The following is a 22123-nucleotide window of genomic DNA, read 5'->3' on the forward strand; positions in this document are numbered from 1 at the left end:
CGAACGTGGCAGGAGTGGCACGTCGCCGCCTCGACGCCGAGCTGGTACGCCGTAATCTCGCCCGCTCTCGCGAGCACGCGAGCCAGCTGATCGCCGCAGGGCGGGTGACCGTCGGCGGCAACACCGCGACCAAACCCGCCACCCAGGTCGAGACCAGCGCCGCGGTCGTCGTCATCAAGGACGACAGCGACCCCGAGTACGTCTCGCGCGGCGGGCACAAGCTCGCGGGCGCCCTCGCCGCCTTCGTACCCCTCGGGCTCAAGACCGAGGGGCGGCGGGCGCTGGACGCCGGGGCGTCGACCGGCGGCTTCACCGACGTACTGCTGCGGGCCGGAGTCGGCCATGTCGTCGCCGTCGACGTCGGCTACGGGCAGCTCGCCTGGTCGCTGCAGTCCGATGAACGCGTCACCGTCAAGGACCGTACCAACGTGCGGGAACTGACGCTGGAGGCGATCGACGGGAAGGCGGTGGACCTGGTGGTCGGCGATCTGTCGTTCATCCCGCTGGGGCTCGTACTGCCCGCTCTGGCGCGCTGCGCCGCCCCCGACGCGGACCTGGTGCTGATGGTCAAGCCGCAGTTCGAGGTCGGCAAGGAGCGGCTCGGCAGCGGTGGTGTGGTGCGCAGCCCGGAGCTGCGGGCCGAAGCGGTACGGGAGGTGGCGCGCCGGGCCTGGGCGCTGGGGCTCGGTGTGCGCGGGGTGACCGCGAGCCCGCTGCCCGGGCCTTCCGGCAACGTCGAGTACTTTCTGTGGCTGCGGGCCGGAGCACCGGAACTGGATCCCGCGGATGTCGACCGTGCAGTGGCGGAGGGGCCTCGTTGACGACGAATGCGGCACGAACTGTCTTTCTTTTGGCACACACCGGCAGGCCGGCCGCGATCCGCAGCGCCGAGCTCGTCGTACAAGGGCTGCTGCGCAGTGGACTCGGTGTGAGGGTCCTTGCCGCGGAGGCCGCCGATCTGCCGCTCCCACCGTCCGTGGAGACGGTCGAGGACGCCACACCCGGAGCCGTGGACGGCTGTGAGCTGCTGGTCGTGCTCGGCGGCGACGGCACGCTGCTGCGAGGCGCGGAGATCTCCCGGGCCTCCGGGGTGCCGATGCTCGGCGTCAACCTCGGCCGGGTCGGCTTCCTCGCCGAGGCCGAGCGCGACGACCTGGACAAGGTGGTCGACCGGGTCGTCACCCGCGCGTACGCGGTCGAGGAGCGCATGACGATCGATGTCCTGGTGCACAGCAACGGCGACATCGTCCACACCGACTGGGCGCTCAACGAAGCGGCCGTGCAGAAGGTGTCGCCCGAGCGGATGCTCGAAGTCGTCCTGGAGATCGACGGCCGGCCGGTCACCGGATTCGGCTGCGACGGGATCGTCTGTGCGACGCCGACCGGGTCGACGGCGTACGCGTTCTCGGCCGGCGGACCGGTGGTGTGGCCGGAGGTCGAGGCGCTGCTGATGGTACCGATCAGCGCCCATGCCCTGTTCGCCAAGCCGCTGGTGACGTCGCCGACCTCGGTGCTGGCCGTCGAGGTCCAGCCGCACACGCCGCACGGGGTGCTGTGGTGCGACGGACGCAGGACCGTGGAGCTGCCGGCCGGAGCGCGCGTCGAGGTGCGGCGCGGCACGGTGCCCGTACGGCTGGCTCGGCTGCACCACGCCTCGTTCACGGACCGGCTGGTGGCGAAGTTCGCGCTGCCGGTCTCGGGGTGGCGGGGCGCCCCCCACTGATCGCTCGCGGTGCGCCGGACGACTGCTCCGGAACCCCAGGTCGTGGTCGCACGGCGCACGGGAGAGTGAATCCGCGGCCGGGGCCCGTCGCACAGCGGGGCCCGGACCTCGTAAGGTCGTGTCCGTGTTGGAGGAGATGCGGATACGGTCGCTCGGGGTCATCGACGACGCGGTGGTGGAGCTGTCACCCGGTTTCACCGCGGTGACGGGTGAGACCGGCGCGGGCAAGACCATGGTCGTCACCAGCCTGGGACTGCTGCTCGGCGGGCGCGCCGACCCCGCCCTGGTGAGGGTCGGCGCAAAAGCTGCTGTCGTCGAAGGGCGGATCACTGTGTCCGCCGGTGACACGGCCGCCGTGCGGGCCGAGGAGGCGGGGGCCGAACTCGACGACGGTGCGCTGCTGATCAGCCGTACCGTTTCCGCTGAGGGGCGCTCGCGCGCCCATCTCGGCGGCAGGTCCGTTCCGGTGGGCGTGCTCGCCGAACTCGCGGACGAACTCGTGGCCGTGCACGGCCAGACCGACCAGCAGGGGCTGCTCAAGCCCGCCCGGCAGCGGCAGGCCCTGGACCGGTACGCGGGTGACGGAGTCGCCGTGCCGCACGCCAAGTACGCGGCGGCGTACCGGCGGCTGCGGGCCGTGGTCACGGAGCTCGACGAGCTGACCACGCGGGCCCGCGAACGCGCCCAGGAAGCGGATCTGCTGCGCTTCGGGCTCGGTGAGATCGCCGGGGTCGAACCGCTCCCCGGCGAGGACGTCGACCTGGCAGCCGAAGCCGAGCGGCTCGGCCATGCCGAAGCGCTCGCGTCCGCCGCGTCCCTCGCGCACGCCGCGCTCGCGGGCAACCCGGAGGACCAGGAGGCCGTCGACGCGACGACCGTCGTCGCGGCCGCCGGACGGTCGCTGGACGCCGTCCGTGCCCACGACCCTGCGCTGGCCGCGCTCGCCGACCGGATCGGTGAGATCTCGATCCTGCTCGCCGACGTCGCGGGCGAACTGGCCGGATACGCCGATCAGCTGGACGCCGATCCGCTGCGGCTCGCCGCCGTCGAGGAGAGGCGCGCCGCGCTCACCGGCCTCACCCGCAAGTACGGCGAGGACATCGCCGCCGTGCTCGCCTGGGCCGAGGACGGGGCCGCCCGGCTCACCGAGCTGGAGGGCGACGACGACCGGATCGGCGAGCTGACCGGGGAACGGGACGCATTGCGGGCCGAACTCTCCGACCTCGGACAGGCGTTGACCGATGCGCGGACGGCGGCGGCGGCACTCTTCGCCGAAGCGGTGACCGCGGAACTGGCCTCGCTCGCCATGCCGCACGCCCGGGTCTCGTTCGACATCCGGCAGACCGACGCGGCGGACGAGGCGTCCGGCATCGAGATCGGCGGCCGCAGCGTCGTCTACGGTCCGTCCGGCGCCGACGAGGTCGAGCTGCTGCTGGCACCGCACCCCGGCGCCCAGCCCCGGCCGATCGCCAAGGGAGCTTCGGGCGGTGAGCTGTCCCGGGTGATGCTGGCCGTCGAGGTGGTCTTCGCGGGCTCCGACCCCGTACCCACGTATCTCTTCGACGAGGTCGACGCGGGTGTCGGCGGCAAGGCGGCCGTCGAGGTGGGGCGACGGCTGGCGAAGCTCGCCAGGTCGGCACAGGTGGTCGTCGTGACGCACCTGCCCCAGGTGGCGGCCTTCGCCGACCGCCAGCTGCTGGTCGAGAAGACGGTCGACGGCTCGGTGACCAGCAGTGGTGTCAAGGTCCTGGAGGGCGAGGAGCGGGTACGGGAACTGTCCCGGATGCTTGCGGGGCAGGAGGACTCCGAGACGGCCCGGGCGCACGCCGAGGAGCTGCTGGCCGCGGCTCGGGCGGACGGGTAGCGGGGGCGCGACGCCCTGGGAGCGCCGGGTCCTGTTGCCCCGGTGCTTCGGTCCGGGGCCGGGTTCGTAGCCTGGCTCCCATGGGAGCAATGATCAGCAGGGCCCTCGCCGCTGCCGTCGCCGCCGGGGTCGCCGGTGGGGTCCACCGGGCGCTTCGGGCCCGGCCGCACCAGCGGTGGCAGCGCACCGACTACGCGGGCCGCGCCGTCGATCTGTACGCGGGGCCCGCCACCGTGGTCGGAGCCGCCGTCCTGCCGCTGGCGCCTCGCGCCCGGGCCGCCGCTGTGCTGCCGCGTCGGCCGCCCATGCGGCGGGGGGCGGTGGCAGCGGCTGCGTACGGGGGCCGGATCAGCGGGCTCGCCCAGGCGCTGGCGGGTCGCTGACACGGCAATATCGCACCGCTGTACTCACCCGTCCGGGTGGTAACGCAGGCCCGGTTGTCGCCGCGCGCGCCGGAACGACGGCCCGACGGTCCCGGAACGTGCGTACGGACTGGCATCCTTGGCGGTGCACATACCGCCGACTCGGGAGCTCCGGGAGCCATTCAACGTGTCACAGCTGCGTACGGTCCAAGTCCTGGGCGGCGGCAGTGCCGGCAGCAGCGCTCACGTCGGCTCGCTGGCCGCAGGGCTGGTGGCGAGAGGGGTGCAGGTCACCGTCTGCGCCCCGGCCGAACTGGACCGCGCCTACGACTTCTCCGGCACCGGGGCCCGCTTCGTCCCCGTACCGCGACGCAGTGACCCGGCCGCCGTCGCCGCGCTGCGGGCGGGATGCGCGGGGGCGGACGTGGTCCATGCGCACGGGCTGCACGCCGCCGTACGGGCCGGTCTTGCGCTCGGTGGACGGCGCACACCGCTGGTCCTGACCTGGCACACCCGGGCGTATGCCGAAGGTGCCCGCAGCCGGTTGCTCCACCTGCTGGAGCGAAGGGCCGCCCGGGCTGCGGCCGTTGTGCTCGGTACGTCGTCGGATCTGGTCGACCGGGCGCGGCACCGAGGTGCGCGTGACGCCCGTCTCGCTCCGGTCGCCGTTGCGCCGCGCAGTCCGGCTCTGCTCCACGGTGGCAAGGTGCGCGCAGAACTCGGTTCTGTGGGGCGGCCGTTACTGATCTCGGTCGGCAGTCTCGTACCGCATCGCGGGTACGACACGCTGCTCGACGCGGCCCGGATGTGGCGCCAACTCGACCCGGTACCCCTGCTGGTCATCGCGGGGGAGGGGCGGGAGCGGAGCGCTCTGCAGCGGCGGATCCGGAACGAGGATCTGCCCGCCAGGCTGGTCGGCAGCCGGGACGACATCGCGGAACTCCTCGCCGCCGCGGATCTGGCCGTGCTGCCGAGCCGCTGGGAGGCGCGGTCGGTGCCGGCGCAGGAGGCGCTGCGGCTGGGGGTGCCGCTGGTTGCCACCGCGGTGGGCGGAGTGCCCGAACTCGTGGGGGACGCGGCGGAACTTGTGCCGTACGGGAACGCGGAGGCGCTGGCGCGGGTGGTCGCGCGGCTGCTCGGAGATCCGGCGGCGCGGGAGCGGATGGCTGCTGCGGGGCGGGTGCAGGCGGCGAGTTGGCCCACGGAGGACGACACGATCGCGCAAGTGCTGAGTGTCTACGACGAGTTGACCCAGCCGTTGGCGACGCGGGGGAGGTGACGTGCGGTGTTGCCGCGGCGCCCGGTGGCCGCTTCGTCCTCCGTCGCCGACCGGGTCTCAATTCTGAGTCCCGGTCGCTGTTCCGTTCTCAACTGCCGGACGGGCCCGGTGCGGCGTGGCGGCGGGCTCTCAGGGCCAGGCTCAGGGCGAGGACCGTCTGGGGGTCGTCCAGGTCCGTGCCGAGCAGTTCGCCGATGCGGGCCAGACGGTTGTAGAGCGTCTGGCGGTTCAGGTGCAGGTCGCGTGCCGTCTCCGCCTTGCGGCCCGCGTGGGCGAGATACGACTCCAGGGTGGGCAGCAGCGGTGGGCGCGACGTGCGGTCGTGGTCGCGCAGCGGGCCGATCGCCCGGTCCACGAAGGCCGCCAGGTCCGGGTGGTTCCGCAGCCGCCACAGCAGCAGGTCGATGTCGAGCCGCCGGGCGTCGTACCAGGGCCGGTCGTCGAGGCCCTGCGCGGCGGTCGCCGTCTCCGCGGCGTGTCGCAGTCCCGCTCCGGCGGCCGCCCAGCCACCCGCGACCCCGACCACCACGACCGGCGGATGTGAGCCGGCCCGTTCCAGACCGGCCCGTTCGACGCCTGCCCGCAACGCGGCCGCCACCCGGTCGGCCACCGCCGTGCGCTCCGTCTCGGACCGTAGCCCGAGCAGCAGCGGAACCCGGCCCTCCACGGGCCTTACGCCGAGCAGTACCGGCACCCCCACCGATGACAGTTCCTCCAGGACCGCGCGCGCCAGGAGCGCCCAGTTGCCCGACGGGGACAGCTCGGGGGCCAGTCGCATCACCACGGGCAGCAACGGCGCCTCGCCGGGCCTGAAGCCCAGTACGCGCGCCTGCGCGGGCGCGTCCTCCGGCGTGATCCGGCCCTCCGCGAGGTCCGTCAGGAAGTCGCCGCGGCCGCGGGCGGCGAGTTCCTCCTCCTGGCGGGCCTGCATCAGCACCACGGCGAGAATGCCGGCCGCCCGCTCGGCAGCCATCCGGTGCACGGTCACCAGCGGCCCGGACACGGCGAGCAGGACCAGCCTGGCCCGTACCGCACCGGTTCCGGGGCCGCCGCCGGGCACATCCACCAGTACCGCGCCCGTGGGCGGTGTCTCGCGGGCCGCCCGGCCACCGCGCATCCCGTCCCAGATCTGGAGCGGATCGGCGGAGACCGGGCCGGAGCCGGGGCCCGCCGCGTACAGCAGCTGACCGTCCGGCGTCTCCAGGAAGACCGGGTTGGCGTTGAAGTCCGCCAGGATGCCGAGCACCTGCGGGATCCCGCCGCCGCCGAGCAGCGCCTCCGTACACCGCCGGTGCACGTCCTCGGCCTGCCGCAGCAGTGCGTAGTGACCGTTGACGATCTCGGTGTGGATCTCCTCGGTGACCGTCACGAACGGCACCTCGCGGTGAAGCTGTACGAGTGGGAGGCCGGCGGCCCGCGCGGCGTCCACGATCGAGGCGGGCAGCCTGTTGAACCGCGGCCCGAGCTCCACCACCACGGCGGCGATGCCCCGGTCGGCGAGCCTGCGCACGAAGGCGCGCTGCTCGGCGGGCCGGGTGCCGAGCCCCAGGCCGGTGGTGAGCAGCAGTTCACCGCCTTTGAGCAGCGAGGCGATGTTCGGGACCTCGCCCGCGTGCACCCAGCGCACCGTGCGGCCCAGCCGGTCCGCGCCCGCCACCACCTCGGGGAGCCCGCTGCGCAGCCCCGGCAGCTCGAGGGCGCGCTGCACGGTGATGCCGCCTTGGTTCTCCACTGGTTCGGGCCTCGTGCTTCCGTTCGCGTGGGGCGGTCTGTCGCCCTGACCAGGAAGGTACCGGCCGGATGAAGGGAGGGCGTCGTCGGGGGAGTTCATCGGGCGACGGAGGCGGGCTCGACATTGTGGTTGAGGCGGAACACATTGTCGGGGTCGTACGCGGCCTTGACCGCGGCGAGGCGGGCGTAGTTCTCGACGCCGAGTCCGGCGACGACCCGGTCCTCGCCCTCGCGCCCGATGAAGTTGAGGTAGACGGCGCCGCTGGACCAGGGGCGGACGTCGGCGCGCAACCGGCGCACCCACTGCTTGCCGCGCTCGTCGTCGGACGGGCTCTCCCAGACGCCGAAGGGGTGTACCGCCCAGGGGGCGGTGCGCCACGGCACCGGGTAGTCGGCGGGGCCCCGGGCCACCGCGCCGCCCATCGGGAAGAGGACGTGCTGCGAGTTGGAGGGGACCGGCATGTCGGGGGCGCGGGCGCAGAACAGATCGACCGCCTCGTCGGGGAGACTGTCGAGATGCTCGGCGGACCAGTAGTTCCGCAGTCCCGGCGGATCGTCGAGCATGCACTGCAGCTCCGCGTAACGGATGTCGGAGATCACCTCCGCCTCGTGGCCGATGTCGAGGGCCGGCCGGGCCACGTCGACGGCCTCGCCCGGAGGACCCGTCCAGGTGACCAGGACCGCGCAGATGAGCGTGGAGACCACGTGCTTCGGTACGAAGTCCTCCGGCGGTGCGGTGAAGTAGAGGAACGCACCGCCCGCCCCGTCCGGCGCGGAGGCCATCAAGTCCCGGTAGGCGCGCATGACTTCGGGCCCGTCCTCGGGGCGGCACAGCAGCATCACGTAGGACATGGCGGGCAGCTCGTACAGATTCAGTGTGAGGGAGGTGACGACGCCGAAGTTTCCGCCGCCGCCGTGCAGGGCCCAGAAGAGCTCGGGATTCTCGTCGAGGCTCGCGTGGACGGTGCTGCCGTCCGCCGTCACCAGTTCGGCGGCCACCAGGTTGTCGCAGGCCAGGCCGAAGCTGCGCTCCAGCCAGCCGGAGCCGCCGCCGAGCACGAAGCCGCCCACGCCGGTGGTGGAGACCCGGCCACCGGTGGTCGCAAGGCCGTACGCCTGGGTGGCCCGGTCCAGGTCCCTGATGAGGGCGCCACCGCCGATACGTGCCGCCTGGTCGGCCGGAGCGACGGTCACGCCGTTCATGCGGCGCAGGTCGACCACCAGGCCGCCGTCGGTGGACGACATGCCCGCGACGCTGTGGCCGCCGCCACGGACCGCGATCTCCAGACCGTGCTCGCGGGCGAACCGCACGGACCGTGCCACGTCGGTCTCCGACGCGCACTGGGCGACCACCGCGGGCCGCCGGTCGATCATGCCGTTGAAGACCGTGCGCGCCTCGTCGTACGCGGAGTCACCGGGGGCGAGGACCGCGCCGGTGAAGTCCCGGCGCAGACCGTCCAGAGCACGGTCCGTCCCACTGCTGATGCCGGTGGTGCGGGGCGTCATGATGCCCCCTTCCGAGGGCGTGACAGGTCAGTTCCATCGTAAGGGCTGTCCCTCGGGCCGGGGCCGCGAAGCCCCGCCCGGCCCGCACCGGCCGTCGGACACGGTCCTGCCACGCCACCGTTCGGTCAGCCGACGTAGGCCCCGCTCGCGGTCAGCCGCAGCGCCGTGTCGATCAGGGGGACGTGGCTGAAGGCCTGCGGGAAGTTCCCCACCTGACGCTGCAGCCGCGAATCCCACTCCTCCGCCAGCAGCCCCAGATCGTTGCGCAGCGACAGCAGACGCTCGAACAGCTGGCGTGCCTCGTCGACCCGGCCGATCATCGCCAGGTCGTCCGCCAGCCAGAACGAGCACGCCAGGAACGCGCCCTCGTCGCCCTCCAGGCCGTCGACGCCCGCGGTCTCGCCCGTGGTGGGGTAGCGCAGCACGAACCCGTCCTCCGTGGACAGCTCCCGCTGGATCGCCTCGATCGTGCCGATCACCCGCTTGTCGTCCGGCGGCAGGAAGCCCATCTGCGGGATCAGCAGCAGCGATGCGTCCAGCTCCTTCGACCCGTAGGACTGGGTGAAGGTGTTCCGTTCCTTGTCGTAGCCGTTCTCGCAGACATCGCGGTGGATGTCGTCGCGCAGCTCGCGCCACCGCTCCAACGGCCCGTCGGTGTCCCCGGACTCGATCAGCTTGATGGTGCGGTCGACGGCGACCCAGGCCATCACCTTGGAGTGGACGAAGTGGCGGCGCGGTCCGCGCACCTCCCAGATGCCCTCGTCCGGCTCGTCCCAGTGGTTCTCCAGATACTCGATCAGCTTGAGCTGGAGCCCCATCGCGTAGTCGTTGCGGGTCAGGCCCGTCATGTGTGCGAGATGCAGTGCCTCGGTGATCTCGCCGTACACATCGAGCTGCAGCTGGTTCGCCGCGCCGTTGCCGACCCGGACCGGGCCGGAGTTCTCGTAACCGGGCAGCCAGTCCAGCTCGGCCTCGCCCAGCTCGCGCTCGCCCGCGATGCCGTACATGATCTGCAGGTTCTCCGGGTCACCCGCGACCGCCCGCAGCAGCCACTCACGCCAGGCGCGGGCCTCCTCGCGGTAGCCGGTGCGCAGCAGGGAGGAGAGGGTGATCGCGGCGTCACGCAGCCAGGTGTAGCGGTAGTCCCAGTTGCGCGAGCCGCCGATGTCCTCCGGGAGCGAGGTGGTCGGCGCGGCGACGATGCCGCCGGTCGGGGCATACGTCAGGGCCTTCAGCGTGATCAGCGAGCGGACCACCGCCTCCCGATAGGGGCCGTGGTACGTGCACTGCTCGACCCACTCGCGCCAGAAGTCCTCGGTCGCCTCCAGTGCGCCCGCGGGGTCCGGCAGCGCGGGCGGCTCCCGGTGCGAGGGCTGCCAGCTGATGGTGAACTCGATCCGGTCGCCCGGTGCGACGGTGAAGTCGGAGTACGTCGTCAGGTTCTCGCCGAACGTGTCGGCGGGCGTGTCAAGCCAGACGGAGTCCGGGCCGGCCACCGCGACCGTACGGCCGTCGACCCGGTGCACCCACGGGATCACCCGCCCGTAGCTGAACCGCATCCGCAGCTCGGAGCGCATCGACACCCGGCCGCTGATCCCTTCCACGATCCGGATCAGCTGCGGTGCGCTGTCACGTGGGGGCATGAAATCGGTCACCCGGACCGTGCCGCGCGGCGTGTCCCACTCCGATTCCAGGATCAGGGAGTCGCCGCGATAACGCCGCCGGTCCGCGACGGGTGGTTCGGACCCTTCCGCGTGCGCGGGGCCCAGGCGCCAGAAGCCGTGCTCCTCGGTACCCAGCAGTCCCGCGAAGACGGCATGCGAGTCGAAGCGGGGCAGGCACAGCCAGTCCGCCGTTCCGTCCCGGCAGACCAGTGCGGCGGTCTGCATGTCTCCGATGAGTGCGTAATCCTCGATGCGCCCGGCCACGTGCATCTCCAGTCGAACGGCCACGTCGCCCCGTGGGGCGCTTACTGCGGGTAAAAAGGTCGTTTCAAGGGGTTGTTGTGGGGAGCCGAGGGCTTGAATGGGTCGCCCGGCTGCGAGTGTCCGAGCAGGATACGACGCACGTCCATGATCCGCGCGACGGTCCAGGTAACACATCTGAGCCGAACGGGTGGGGACCGAACACGGTGTGGTGATCTTGCGAGGCTGGTGCGCCGGGTGTGGCCGGAAGCAGGCTCCCCCAGTCGCTGATACCCTGGTAGCCCGTGGACCGGTGGTCGTCAGCGACAGCGGACGAGGCCCCCGAACCGCAGCGACGGCACCTTCGGACTCTCCGAACGGCAACGCCGGTACGCACCTCAAGATCAGCGACCACGGGAGCCCCCTTTGGCTATGCAGCCCACATCCACGACGACCAAGCACATCTTCGTCACCGGGGGTGTCGCCTCTTCCCTCGGCAAGGGTCTGACTGCCTCCAGCCTGGGTGCCCTGCTCAAGGCGCGGGGCCTTCGGGTCACGATGCAGAAGCTCGACCCGTACCTCAATGTCGACCCCGGCACGATGAACCCGTTCCAGCACGGCGAGGTGTTCGTCACCAACGACGGCGCCGAGACCGACCTGGACATCGGCCACTACGAGCGTTTCCTCGACGTCGACCTCGACGGCTCCGCCAACGTCACGACCGGTCAGGTGTACTCGCAGGTCATCGCCAAGGAGCGGCGTGGCGAGTACCTCGGTGACACCGTCCAGGTCATCCCGCACATCACCAACGAGATCAAGCACCGCATCCGCCGCATGGCCACCGACGACGTCGATGTCGTCATCACCGAGGTCGGCGGCACGGTCGGCGACATCGAGTCGCTGCCGTTCCTGGAGACCGTCCGCCAGGTCCGCCACGAGGTCGGCCGGGACAACGTCTTCGTCGTGCACATCTCGCTGCTGCCGTACATCGGCCCGTCCGGCGAGCTGAAGACCAAGCCCACCCAGCACTCGGTCGCGGCGCTGCGGAACATCGGTATTCAGCCGGACGCGATCGTGCTGCGCGCCGACCGTGACGTACCGACCGCCATCAAGCGCAAGATCTCGCTGATGTGCGACGTGGACGAGGCCGCAGTGGTGGCCTGCGTGGACGCCAAGTCGATCTACGACATCCCCAAGGTGCTGCACACCGAGGGCCTGGACGCCTACGTCGTGCGCAAGCTCGACCTGCCGTTCCGCGACGTCGACTGGACCACCTGGGACGACCTGCTGGACCGCGTCCACAACCCCGACCACGAGATCACCGTCGCGCTCGTCGGCAAATACATCGACCTGCCCGACGCGTATCTCTCGGTCACCGAGGCCATCCGGGCCGGCGGTTTCGCGAACAAGGCCCGCGTCAAGGTCAAGTGGGTCGCCTCCGACGACTGCAAGACCCCGGCCGGCGCCGCCGGGCAGCTCTCCGACGTCGACGCGATCTGCGTCCCGGGCGGGTTCGGCGACCGTGGCGTCAACGGCAAGATCGGCGCCATCCAGTACGCCCGCGAGAACAAGGTGCCGCTGCTCGGCCTCTGTCTCGGCCTGCAGTGCATCGTGATCGAGGCGGCGCGCAACCTCGCCGAGATCCCCGACGCCAACTCCACCGAGTTCGACGCCGCCACCTCCCACCCCGTCATCTCGACGATGGAGGAGCAGCTCGCATACGTCGAGGGCGCCGGTGACCTGGGCGGCACCATGCGGCTCGGCCTGTACCCGGCGAAGCTCGCCGAGGGTTCGCTGGTCCGTGAGGCGTACGACGACCAGCCGTACGTGGAGGAGCGTCACCGCCACCGCTACGAGGTCAACAACGCCTACCGCGCCGAGCTGGAGAAGAAGGCCGGTCTGGTCTTCTCCGGCACGTCCCCGGACAACAAGCTCGTCGAGTACGTCGAGTACCCGCGCGAGGTGCACCCCTACCTGGTCGCCACCCAGGCGCACCCGGAACTCCGGTCCCGGCCGACCCGCCCGCACCCGCTCTTCGCGGGCCTGGTCAAGGCGGCTGTCGAGCGCAAGACCGCCGGCAAGCAGGGCACCACGTCGGGCAAGTAGTCCGACGGCAGACAGGCGTTACCGTTGACCGGGGTACGGATCCACGAGGGTCCGTGCCCCGGTTTCTGTTTTTTGTGGGAGGACGTAGATGGGTATCCAGGACACGCCCGAGGAGTGGCTGGTCACCGCGACCGGGACCCCCTTCACGGGCAACAAGACCAGCGTCCGCACCGACGACGTGGTGATGCCCGATGGCTCCGTCGTGCGCCGCGACTACCAGGTCCATCCGGGATCGGTCGCCGTGCTCGCGCTCGACGACGAGGGCCGGGTCCTCGTGCTGCGGCAGTACCGGCACCCCGTGCGGCAGAAGCTCTGGGAGATCCCGGCAGGCCTGCTCGACGTCCCCGGTGAGAACCCGCTGCACGCGGCGCAGCGTGAGCTCTACGAGGAGGCGTACGTCAAGGCCGAGGACTGGCGGGTGCTGACCGACGTCTACACCACGCCCGGCGGCTGCGACGAAGCGGTACGGATCTTCCTCGCCCGGAATCTCTCCGAGGCCGACGGCGAGCGCTTCGAGGTCTCCGAGGAGGAGGCCGACATGGAGCTGGCCCGGGTGGAGGTCAAGGAGCTCGTGCGGGGGGTGCTCGCCGGGGAGCTGCACAACAACTGCCTCGTGGTGGGCGTTCTTTCGCTCGCGGCGGTGCTCGCCGGTGACGGGATCGACTCGCTGCGGCCGGCGGAGGCGCCGTGGCCGGCCAGGCCGTTCGAGGTCTGAGGCCCCGTCGGTCCGGCGGTTCGCCGGACCTGACGGTCCGTTGCGGCGAACAGAGGTCCTTTGGTCGGACAAAATGCTGATCCGATCGAGGGACCTGTCCGCCGCGCTCCACCGTGTTCGTGTACCCGCCTGAACTACGCTCGGAATGCCCTGGCCGGAGTCCCGGCGGGCAACGCGTGCAGCGAAGTGGAGCGTGGCCCGTGACGGATCAGGTGGTGGACACCAGCGGCCCGGCATCGGCGGCGGGGACCGAGGGGCCGTCCGGCGCCGCACCACGCCAATTCTTCGGCCGCGAACGCGAGTTGAAGGAGCTCAAGGCCGACATCGAACGGGCCGGACTGGACACCCTGGCCGGGCGCAAAGCGGCCCGTGCCAGGGTCCTGCTGATTGCCGGACGCCCCGGCTCCGGGCGCACCGCACTCGCCGAGGAACTCACCCGCGCACTGCTGGACACCGGCGACTACCCCGACGGGTTGCTCCGGGTCAGGCTGACCGACCTCGGCGGCGCCCCCGTCCCCACCGAACGCACCGCCCGGGACCTCCTCGACCAGCTGGAGGTCGCCGGGCCGCCCGGCGCGGACGGGGACGAACTGTCCCAGCTGGTCCGCGAGGCCCTCGCCGACCGGCACGTCCTGCTGCTGCTCGACGACGCGGCCGACGCCGAACAGGTCGACCCGCTGCTGCCGGACAATCCCGGCTGCCTGGTGGTCGCCACCGCGCAAGGCCCGCTCACCGGCATCTCCGGCGTCCGCCCATGCACCATCGGCGGCCTCGACAAGGGCTCCGCCGTCCAGCTGCTGGCCGACGCCATCGGCCAGGTAAGGATCACGGTGGACCCGCTGACCGCCGAGAGCCTCGCCGAGGAGTGCGGTGGACAGCCTGCCGCCCTGGTCATGATCGGCGGCTGGCTCGCCGCCCACCCCATGGCATCGGTCGCCGATGTCACCAAGCAGCTGCGCGAGCTGCCGGACGACGCCGACCAGCCCACCGGCGCCCGCCCGCTGGCCCGCGCCTTCCGGCTGGTCTACGAGTCCCTGCCGCAGACCGCCGGCCGGATACTGCGACTGCTCGCGCTCGCCCCCGCAGGGCTCGCCGACGCCCACACCGCGTCCGCGCTGGCAGGCTGCTCGGTCTCGGCCGCCCAGTCGACCCTCGACGACTTCGTCCGGCTGGGCCTGCTCCGTACCAACGGCGCGGAGGTGCCGCAGTACGAGGTGCCCGGCTGCCTCGCCCCGCTGCTGCAGGCCCTGCTCGCGGACCGCGACCGGCCGGCCGAGATCCAGCTCGCCAGGGCCCGGTTGCTGGAGCGGACCGTGCGTCAGCTCCAGTCCTGCCGGGCGATCACCGACCCGGAGGGTTCCGAGGCCCGTCGGAAGCTCGCCGGACTGCCGCGCTCGCTGCGCTTTCCACACCCCGAAGCGGCCGCCGCCTGGCTGCGGATCCGCCGTCCGGCCCTGCTCGCCGCCGCCCGGATCGCCGTGGAGGACGGTGAACTCGACACCCTGGCGCGGAGGCTGGTGGCCGCCCTGGTGCGGGCGCTGGCCGTGCATCAGGGCACCGAGGCCGCGGCATCCGATCTGTACGGTCTGCACGGACTCGTCCTGGCCGTCGCCGAGCGGCGCGATCTGCCCCGCGAGCGGGCTGCCGCACTGCTCAATCTCGCCGATCTGGACGCCAGGACCGGCCGCACGCGGGAGGCGCTGACCCGCTATCGGGCAGCCCTGGACGCAGGACGGGCGGCGAAGGACCCGTACGCGACGGGCAGGGCGATGGAATCCGTAGGAGGCGCCTACGCCGAGCTGGGGGACTTCCACCGGGCCTCCGACTGGTACGGCCGGGCGCTTGCGCAGCGGCTCACCCACGGCGAGCTCGCCGACGAGGCGCGGCTGTACGGGCGGCTCGGCTCCGTCCACACCTACGCCGGACAGTACGGCGAGGCGCTCCGGAACTGGCGGGCCGCGGCGGCGGTGTACCGCAGGCTCGGCGATCTCGCCGCACAGGCGCGGGCACTCAGCGAGGCCGCCCGGGTGCAGGAGTACGCGGGACGGCCGCAGGAGTCGCTGCGCACCTGCCAGGAGGCCGTCGAGTGGGCGCGGCAGGCCAAGGACGTACGGCTGCAGGCCGCGCTGGAGCTCCGGCTGGCCGACACGCTCGACCGGCTCGGCGACCCGGCTGCGGCCGGGTTGCACCGCGGAACGGCGCAGAGACTGCTGGGCAAGGATGAGCCAGCCTGCGAAATCCGTAGTGGGTCGACTGAAAATTAATGCTTTGTAAGGCTAGACAGCGAGAAGCCCTTCATTAAACTGGCTCTGCCGCGTACGTTCGCGGTGTCTCCATTTACACTGTGTGTATCCGGGTATGCACCTCTATGCCCGGAGTAACCCTCTGAGTCAAGGACCGTGATCGACGTGAAGGTCGGCATCCCCCGCGAAGTCAAGAACAACGAGTTCCGCGTGGCCATCACGCCCGCCGGTGTGCATGAGCTCGTCCGCCACGGCCACCAGGTCGTCGTCGAGCAGAACGCCGGTGCAGGGTCCTCGATCACGGACGCGGAGTACGTCGCCGCGGGGGCGCGGATCCTCCCCACCGCCGACGAGGTCTGGGCCACCGCCGACCTGCTCCTCAAGGTCAAGGAGCCGGTCGCCGAGGAGTACCACCGCCTCCGCAAGGACCAGACGCTCTTCACCTACCTGCACCTCGCCGCCTCCCGCGAGTGCACGGACGCGCTGCTGGGGTCCGGCACCACGGCGATCGCGTACGAGACCGTCGAGACCGCCAACCGCGCGCTGCCGCTGCTCGCCCCGATGTCCGAGGTCGCGGGCCGGCTGGCCCCGCAGGTCGGTGCGTACCACCTGATGCGCTCGGTCGGTGGCCGCGGCGTGCTGCCGGGTGGCGTCCCGGGTACCGCACCCGCCGAGGCCGTCGTCATCGGTGGCGGTGTCTCCGGCTGGAACGCCACACAGATCGCCGTCGGTCTCGGCTTCCACGTCACGCTGCTCGACCGGGACATCAACAAGCTGCGCGAGGCCGACAAGGTCTTCGGTACCAAGGTGAAGACGGTCGTCTCCAACTCCTTCGAGCTGGAGAAGGCGGTCATCGAGGCCGACCTCGTCATCGGTGCCGTGCTGATCCCCGGCGCGAAGGCTCCGAAGCTGGTCACCAACGAGCTCGTCGCCAAGATGAAGCCCGGAAGTGTACTTGTCGACATTGCAATCGACCAGGGTGGCTGCTTCGAGGACTCGCACCCGACGACGCACGCCGAGCCGACCTTCATGGTCCACAACTCGGTCTTCTACTGCGTCGCCAACATGCCGGGAGCGGTGCCGAACACCTCCACGTACGCGCTCACCAACGCCACGCTGCCGTACATCCTGGAGCTCGCCAACCGCGGCTGGACCGAGGCGCTTCGGCGTGACGCCGCGCTCGCCAAGGGCCTCAACACCCATGAGGGCCAGGTGGTTTACCGCGAGGTGGCGGAGGCGCACGGTCTGGAGCACGTCGAGCTGAGCACACTTCTCGGCTGACGGGTCAACATCTTTCGTCAACCTCACGCGTCCGGCCGGACCTTGCCGAGCAAGGTCCGGCCGGACGCATGTCGGGTCACTGTGAGAGCCTTGCGCAACTTGCCTTGAACGTAACCCTTTACCCGTTTCGAGCACCCGTGAATGGTGCGCCGGAGCGACCGTGCACCCTTGACAGGCGGGTGTTCGATTGCCGACACATCGGGCCGGGTCCGGCGGATTGTGTTGCTGCGAACCGGTGACACGCCATAGAGTCGCCAATCGTCGGCATGGTGTCACGCTGACCTATCGATAAGTTTCCTGGTCACGTCCAAGGAGGTAAGACGACTTGTGAATGAGTCGACATTTACTCCCGGGGGTGTTCAACCAGGGATGCCTGCACGGGGCCAGAGCCCGATCGGGCTGGAGGCTGTCGGCTCCGTCGCTGTCCGCACCTTCGCCACCCACCAGCACATGACGACAGCCCCCCAGATGATGGACGGCCTAAACGTGAACGCCATGGCCGGCAACGAGAGTGGCCGAGAGACCGCCCACTTCGCCGACTTCGACGAGGTGCCCCAGGGGCACTTCTACGACCCCGACGCCGAGTACGAGCCCGACCCGGAGTACGCGGCCACCCTCGCGCCCGACGCTGCCCGCCAGCGCCGCGAGCGGATCGGCCCGACCGGCCGGCCTCTGCCCTACTTCCCGATCCCGGGCCCGCTGACCGATCACGGTCCCGCGAAGATCATCGCGATGTGCAACCAGAAGGGCGGCGTCGGCAAGACCACGTCGACCATCAACCTCGGTGCCGCGCTCGCGGAGTACGGACGCCGTGTCCTGCTCGTCGACTTCGACCCGCAGGGGGCCCTGTCCGTCGGTCTCGGCGTCAACCCGATGGAGCTCGACCTCACGGTCTACAACCTGCTCATGGAGCGGGGCATGTCGGCCGACGAGGTCCTCCTGAAGACCGCCGTGCCCAACATGGACCTGCTGCCGAGCAACATCGACCTGTCGGCCGCCGAGGTGCAGCTGGTCAGTGAGGTGGCCCGGGAGTCCACGCTGCAGCGCGCCCTGAAGCCGCTGATGGCCGACTACGACTACATCGTGATCGACTGTCAGCCCTCGCTGGGCCTGCTCACGGTGAACGCCCTGACGGCTGCTCACAAGGTGATAGTGCCGCTCGAGTGCGAGTTCTTCGCACTCCGTGGTGTGGCACTGCTCACCGAGACCATCGAGAAGGTGCAGGAGCGGCTCAACCCGGAGCTGGAGCTCGACGGCATTCTCGCCACCATGTACGACTCCCGTACGGTGCACAGCCGCGAGGTCCTCGCGCGGGTCGTCGAGGCCTTCGACGAGCACGTCTACCACACGGTGATCGGGCGCACGGTGCGCTTCCCGGAGACCACGGTCGCCGGCGAGCCCATCACCACGTACGCCTCCAACTCGGTCGGTGCAGCCGCCTATCGCCAGCTCGCCAGGGAGGTGCTCGCCCGGTGTCACGCCGAGTGAGTCTGCCCGGGGCCGACGAACTGTTCCGTACCACCGGGGGGATGGGGCTGCAGTCCTCGTCCCCCGCGGACCGGCGGCGCAAGGCGAACGGCGAGGCGCGGGTTCCGGCTCCGGCCGGTGAGAGCGATTCCACGGCGGACGGGTCCGGAGCGGCCGAGGCCGGTGGATCCGGGACCCTGACGTCGGGGGAGGAACATTCGGCGGCGGACGCCGACACGGGAGACTCCCGGAGCCGTGGCGGGGAGAACGACCGGGCGGCAGCCGCTCAGGCGGGCCGTCGGCCCCAGCCCTCGTCCGGGACGCAGCAGGAGGCTCCAGCCGTCCAGCAGCAGCGCAGGCGCGGAGGCGGGCGCGGAGCGAACCGGCGGCCGAGCGGCCGGGAGCGCCACGACGAGAAGATCACCGTCTATGTCTCGGCCGAGGAACTGATGGACCTCGAACACGCGCGGCTCGTCCTGCGCGGCGAGCACGGGCTCGCCGTCGACCGTGGGCGGATCGTCCGCGAGGCGGTCGCCGTGGTCCTCGCCGACCTGGAGTCGCGGGGTGACGCAAGCATCCTCGTACGGCGGTTGCGCGGCCGCTGACCGGTACGGCGGGCCGGTAACCTGCCCGGGGGGCCGCTGCCGAGCTGCCCGGCCGTCTCCGTACGGCACATCGCCCGCCCGTATCCCCGCCGCACCCTGGACCCCCATGCCGACGACCGACGAGCCCGCCCGCACGCCCCGGCGCCCCCTGGGGCGCGGTCCGGGGGGCCGGCTTGCGCCGTCCGCGGCCGGGGCCGCGGTGGGGGAGGGTGCCACTCCCGGTGCGCCCCCCGTCCCCGACCTTCCCGTATCCGGGGAGGCGTCCCCGGATACCTCGACCGCCGACCTGGATGCCGCCGCGGCGCCTGCGGCCCCCGCCGACACCGCTGCCGTCCCGGCCGACACCATCGGTTCTGCGGACGCCGCCGTCTCCGCCGGTCCTGCCGTGTCCGTCGGCGCCGCCGACACTGCCGTCTCCGCCGGTTCTGCGGCCCCGGCCGCCACGGACGCCGCCAGGGCGCCTGAAGCCGCCGCCGGTGCCGTCGCCGCCGTCCCAACCGTCTCCGCCGGTCCTGCGGTCCCCGCCGAATCAGCCGGTCCTGCCGTGTCCGTCGGCACCGCCGTCCCAGCCGTCTCCGCCGGTCCTGCGGCCCCCGCCGTCACGGACGTCGCCGCGGCGCCTGCGGCCCCCGCCGGCACCGCCGCATCCGGGGCCCCCGCCGACGACGGACGGTTCACTGTTCGGCTGGCCAACTTCGAGGGGCCGTTCGATCTTCTTCTGCAGCTCATCTCCAAGCACAAGCTCGATGTGACCGAGGTCGCCCTCTCCAAGGTCACCGACGAGTTCATGGCCCACATCCGGGCCATGGGGGTGGACTGGGATCTCGACCAGACCACCGAGTTCCTCGTCGTCGCCGCGACCCTGCTCGATCTCAAGGCCGCCCGGCTGCTGCCCGCCGCCGAGGTCGAGGACGAGGCCGATCTCGCGCTGCTCGAAGCGCGGGACCTGCTCTTCGCGAGGCTTCTGCAGTACCGCGCGTACAAACGCATCGCGGAGATCTTCAGCGCCCGGCTGGAGTCCGAGGGGCGGCGCTTTCCCCGGACCGTGGGGTTGGAGCCGCACCATGCGGAGCTGCTGCCCGAGGTGGTGATCAGCATCGGCGCCGAGGGGTTCGCGCGGCTCGCCGTGAAGGCGATGCAGCCGAAGCCCAAGCCGCAGGTGTACGTCGATCACATCCACGCCCCGCTGGTCAGCGTGCGTGAGCAGGCCGAGATCGTCGTGGCGCGGCTGCGGGAGGCGGGCGGGATCACTTTCCGCGAGCTCACCGAGGACGCCCCGGACACCCTCACCGTCGTCGCCCGGTTCCTCGCGCTGCTGGAGCTGTACCGGGAGAAGGCCGTCACCCTCGACCAGGAGGAGGCGCTCGGCGAGCTCATGGTGCGCTGGGCCGGGGGCGAGGGGGCGGAGCCCGCGGTGACGGACGAGTTCGATCAAGAGGTGCAGGACATGGACGTACAAGAGGATGTGCAGGCATGAGCGAGCAGCGCCCCACCGGTGCGAGCACCGTCGCGGACCTTGAGCTCAAGCCCGCCCTGGAGGCCGTTCTCATGGTCGTCGACGAACCCGCCACCGAGGAACACCTCGCCAAGGTGCTGGAGCGGCCCCGGCGGGCCGTCGCCGACGCGCTGCGGGAGCTGGCCGACGAGTACACCGTGCAGCGCCGCGGTTTCGATCTCCGGCTGGTCGCGGGCGGCTGGCGCTTCTACACGCGCCCGGAGTACGCGGAGGCCGTCGAGGGCTTCGTGCTGGACGGCCAGCAGGCCCGCCTCACCCAGGCGGCTCTGGAGACCCTCGCAGTGGTCGCGTACCGCCAGCCGGTCAGCCGGTCGAGGGTCTCCGCGGTACGCGGCGTGAACTGTGACGGCGTGATGCGGACCCTCCTGCAGAGGGGCCTGGTCGAGGAAGCGGGCGCGGAACCCGAAACAGGTGCGATCCTGTACAGGACGACGAACTACTTTCTGGAGCGGATGGGCCTGCGCGGCCTGGATGAGCTCCCGGAGCTCGCGCCCTTCCTCCCCGAGGCGGACGCGATCGAGGCTGAGACGCTAGAGGGTGTGCCGTCGTTCGATCCGGACGCACCGGACACCCCGGATACTCACGCAGACGACAAGACGGAATTTTGATGCGAAGCAGTGGCAGGAACAGCGGAAGCGGCAGCGGCAAGAGCGGCGGCAACCGGAACCCCCGGGGTGGCGGTGCCGGGCGCGACGACAGGCAGGACAAGCGTCCCCGCAGGCCCCGTCCCGAGGAGCGCCGCTACGACGTGGGCGGCACCGGGGCGGGCGAGCAGAGCGGCGACGGCCCCCGCAAGGGCCGCGGCGCCGCGGCCCGCGGTGGCGCCAAGGGCGGTCCGAAGCCCCCGCAGGGCGGCGCGAGGACCGGCGGCCCGCGGCGTGGCCCGCAGGGCGCCCCGTCCCGCTCGCGCGAGCTCGACGCCAAGATCGAGCAGCGCAACCGGGACAGGTACGCGAACAAGCCCGACATCAAGACGCCCAAGACCCACCCGGGCGCCGAGCAGGAGGGCGAGCGTCTGCAGAAGGTCCTGGCCAGGGCCGGCATGGGCTCGCGCCGTGCGTGCGAGGAGCTGATCGAGCAGTCCCGCGTCGAGGTCAACGGCGAGATCGTCGTCGAGCAGGGCATGCGCGTCGATGTGCACAAGGACGAGATCAAGGTCGACGGTCTGACCGTCGCCGCCCAGTCGTACCTCTTCTTCGCGCTGAACAAGCCCGCCGGTGTCGTCTCCTCGATGGAGGACCCGGACGGCCGTCAGTGCCTCGGCGACTACGTCACCAACCGTGAGACGCGGCTCTTCCACGTCGGCCGCCTGGACACCGAGACCGAGGGCATCATCCTGCTCACCAACCACGGCGAGCTGGCCCACCGGCTGACCCACCCGAAGTACGGCGTGAAGAAGACCTACCTGGCCGCCATCCAGGGACCGCTCCCGCGCGACCTGGGCAAGCACCTCAAGGACGGCATCCAGCTGGAGGACGGGTACGCCCGCGCCGACCACTTCCGTGTCGTCGAGAACACCGGCAAGAACTACCTGGTCGAGGTGACCCTCCACGAGGGCCGCAAGCACATCGTCCGCCGGATGCTGGCCGAGGCCGGCTTCCCGGTCGAGCGGCTGGTGCGGACGTCCTTCGGGCCGATCCCGCTGGGCGACCAGAAGTCCGGCTGGCTGCGCCGCCTCACCAACACCGAGGTGGGCATGCTGATGGGCGAGGTCGGTCTGTAGTCCGCCTTCGGCGTCCGCTGTACGGCCCGCGGCCGGTTCCCTGGTTTCGATTTTCGAACAGGAAACCGGCCGCGGGCCTTTTGCTGCCGTCGAATCGC

The 22123-nt window shown here is 71.4% G+C and carries 17 protein-coding genes; 14 read left to right on the forward strand and 3 right to left on the reverse strand.

The genetic code is table 11. The features are described 5' to 3' along the window. Nucleotides 1-5 precede the first annotated feature (5 nt). The 5 genes from OG963_RS33875 to OG963_RS33895 all read left to right on the forward strand — a co-directional run bounded on the left by OG963_RS33875 (nt 6) and on the right by OG963_RS33895 (nt 5228). Nucleotides 6-821, forward strand: coding sequence for a TlyA family RNA methyltransferase (locus OG963_RS33875; RefSeq protein WP_030917878.1), 816 nt, complete (start codon nt 6-8; stop codon nt 819-821). Beyond that, complete coding sequence (locus OG963_RS33880; RefSeq protein WP_093774919.1) at nt 818-1723, forward strand: NAD kinase; 906 nt, start codon at nt 818-820, stop codon at nt 1721-1723. The genes OG963_RS33875 and OG963_RS33880 overlap by 4 nt, the downstream gene beginning before the upstream one ends. Nucleotides 1724-1859: 136 nt before the next feature. Next, on the forward strand, nt 1860-3587 hold the full coding sequence (recN, locus tag OG963_RS33885) for a DNA repair protein RecN (RefSeq protein ID WP_030917884.1): 1728 nt from the start codon (nt 1860-1862) through the stop codon (nt 3585-3587). Between the two features lie 80 nt (nt 3588-3667). Beyond that, nucleotides 3668-3970 (forward strand): hypothetical protein, encoded by a 303-nt coding sequence (locus OG963_RS33890; protein ID WP_371799778.1) that lies wholly within the window; start codon nt 3668-3670, stop codon nt 3968-3970. A 166-nt stretch (nt 3971-4136) separates the two neighbouring features. Further along, nucleotides 4137-5228: a glycosyltransferase family 4 protein gene (locus tag OG963_RS33895; RefSeq protein WP_371799779.1), complete on the forward strand. Its 1092-nt coding sequence runs from the start codon at nt 4137-4139 to the stop codon at nt 5226-5228. Between the two features lie 88 nt (nt 5229-5316). On the opposite strand, the gene OG963_RS33900 is transcribed toward OG963_RS33895, so the two are convergent. The 3 genes from OG963_RS33900 to OG963_RS33910 all read right to left on the reverse strand — a co-directional run bounded on the left by OG963_RS33900 (nt 5317) and on the right by OG963_RS33910 (nt 10393). Continuing rightward, nucleotides 5317-6960 carry a PucR family transcriptional regulator gene (locus OG963_RS33900; RefSeq protein ID WP_319326708.1) on the reverse strand — a complete coding sequence of 548 codons (1644 nt, stop codon included), beginning with the start codon at nt 6958-6960 and terminating at the stop codon, nt 5317-5319. 95 nt (nt 6961-7055) lie between these two features. Further along, on the reverse strand, nt 7056-8465 hold the full coding sequence (locus tag OG963_RS33905; protein ID WP_371799780.1) for an FAD-binding oxidoreductase: 1410 nt from the start codon (nt 8463-8465) through the stop codon (nt 7056-7058). A gap of 125 nt (nt 8466-8590) precedes the next feature. Continuing rightward, nucleotides 8591-10393: a glycoside hydrolase family 15 protein gene (locus OG963_RS33910; protein ID WP_319326995.1), complete on the reverse strand. Its 1803-nt coding sequence runs from the start codon at nt 10391-10393 to the stop codon at nt 8591-8593. Between the two features lie 408 nt (nt 10394-10801). On the opposite strand from OG963_RS33910, the gene OG963_RS33915 reads away from it, so the two are divergent. The 9 genes from OG963_RS33915 to OG963_RS33955 all read left to right on the forward strand — a co-directional run bounded on the left by OG963_RS33915 (nt 10802) and on the right by OG963_RS33955 (nt 22025). Further along, nucleotides 10802-12475, forward strand: coding sequence for a CTP synthase (locus OG963_RS33915; RefSeq protein ID WP_030917899.1), 1674 nt, complete (start codon nt 10802-10804; stop codon nt 12473-12475). A gap of 88 nt (nt 12476-12563) precedes the next feature. Then, nucleotides 12564-13190: an NUDIX hydrolase gene (locus OG963_RS33920; RefSeq protein WP_030917902.1), complete on the forward strand. Its 627-nt coding sequence runs from the start codon at nt 12564-12566 to the stop codon at nt 13188-13190. A gap of 200 nt (nt 13191-13390) precedes the next feature. Then, entirely contained in the window at nt 13391-15454 is a 2064-nt protein-coding gene (locus OG963_RS33925; protein WP_319326718.1) for a tetratricopeptide repeat protein, read from the forward strand. A 144-nt stretch (nt 15455-15598) separates the two neighbouring features. Further along, nucleotides 15599-16714, forward strand: a complete 1116-nt coding sequence (gene ald, locus OG963_RS33930; RefSeq protein WP_371800340.1) for an alanine dehydrogenase — start codon at nt 15599-15601, stop codon at nt 16712-16714. 369 nt (nt 16715-17083) lie between these two features. Continuing rightward, nucleotides 17084-18202, forward strand: a complete 1119-nt coding sequence (locus OG963_RS33935; protein ID WP_030917911.1) for a ParA family protein — start codon at nt 17084-17086, stop codon at nt 18200-18202. After that, nucleotides 18199-18786: a hypothetical protein gene (locus OG963_RS33940; protein WP_093774934.1), complete on the forward strand. Its 588-nt coding sequence runs from the start codon at nt 18199-18201 to the stop codon at nt 18784-18786. The genes OG963_RS33935 and OG963_RS33940 overlap by 4 nt, the downstream gene beginning before the upstream one ends. 106 nt (nt 18787-18892) lie before the next feature. After that, on the forward strand, nt 18893-20263 hold the full coding sequence (locus OG963_RS33945; protein ID WP_371799781.1) for a ScpA family protein: 1371 nt from the start codon (nt 18893-18895) through the stop codon (nt 20261-20263). Continuing rightward, the gene (gene scpB, locus OG963_RS33950) at nt 20260-20910 is read left to right on the forward strand and encodes an SMC-Scp complex subunit ScpB (protein ID WP_030977295.1); all 651 of its coding nucleotides are present in this window, start codon (nt 20260-20262) and stop codon (nt 20908-20910) included. The genes OG963_RS33945 and scpB overlap by 4 nt, the downstream gene beginning before the upstream one ends. After that, the gene (locus OG963_RS33955; RefSeq protein ID WP_030917921.1) at nt 20910-22025 is read left to right on the forward strand and encodes a pseudouridine synthase; all 1116 of its coding nucleotides are present in this window, start codon (nt 20910-20912) and stop codon (nt 22023-22025) included. Before scpB ends, OG963_RS33955 begins: the two co-directional genes overlap by 1 nt. The last annotated feature ends 98 nt before the right edge of the window (nt 22026-22123 follow it).

Source organism: Streptomyces sp. NBC_01707 (assembly GCF_041438805.1).
GTDB lineage: Bacteria > Actinomycetota > Actinomycetes > Streptomycetales > Streptomycetaceae > Streptomyces.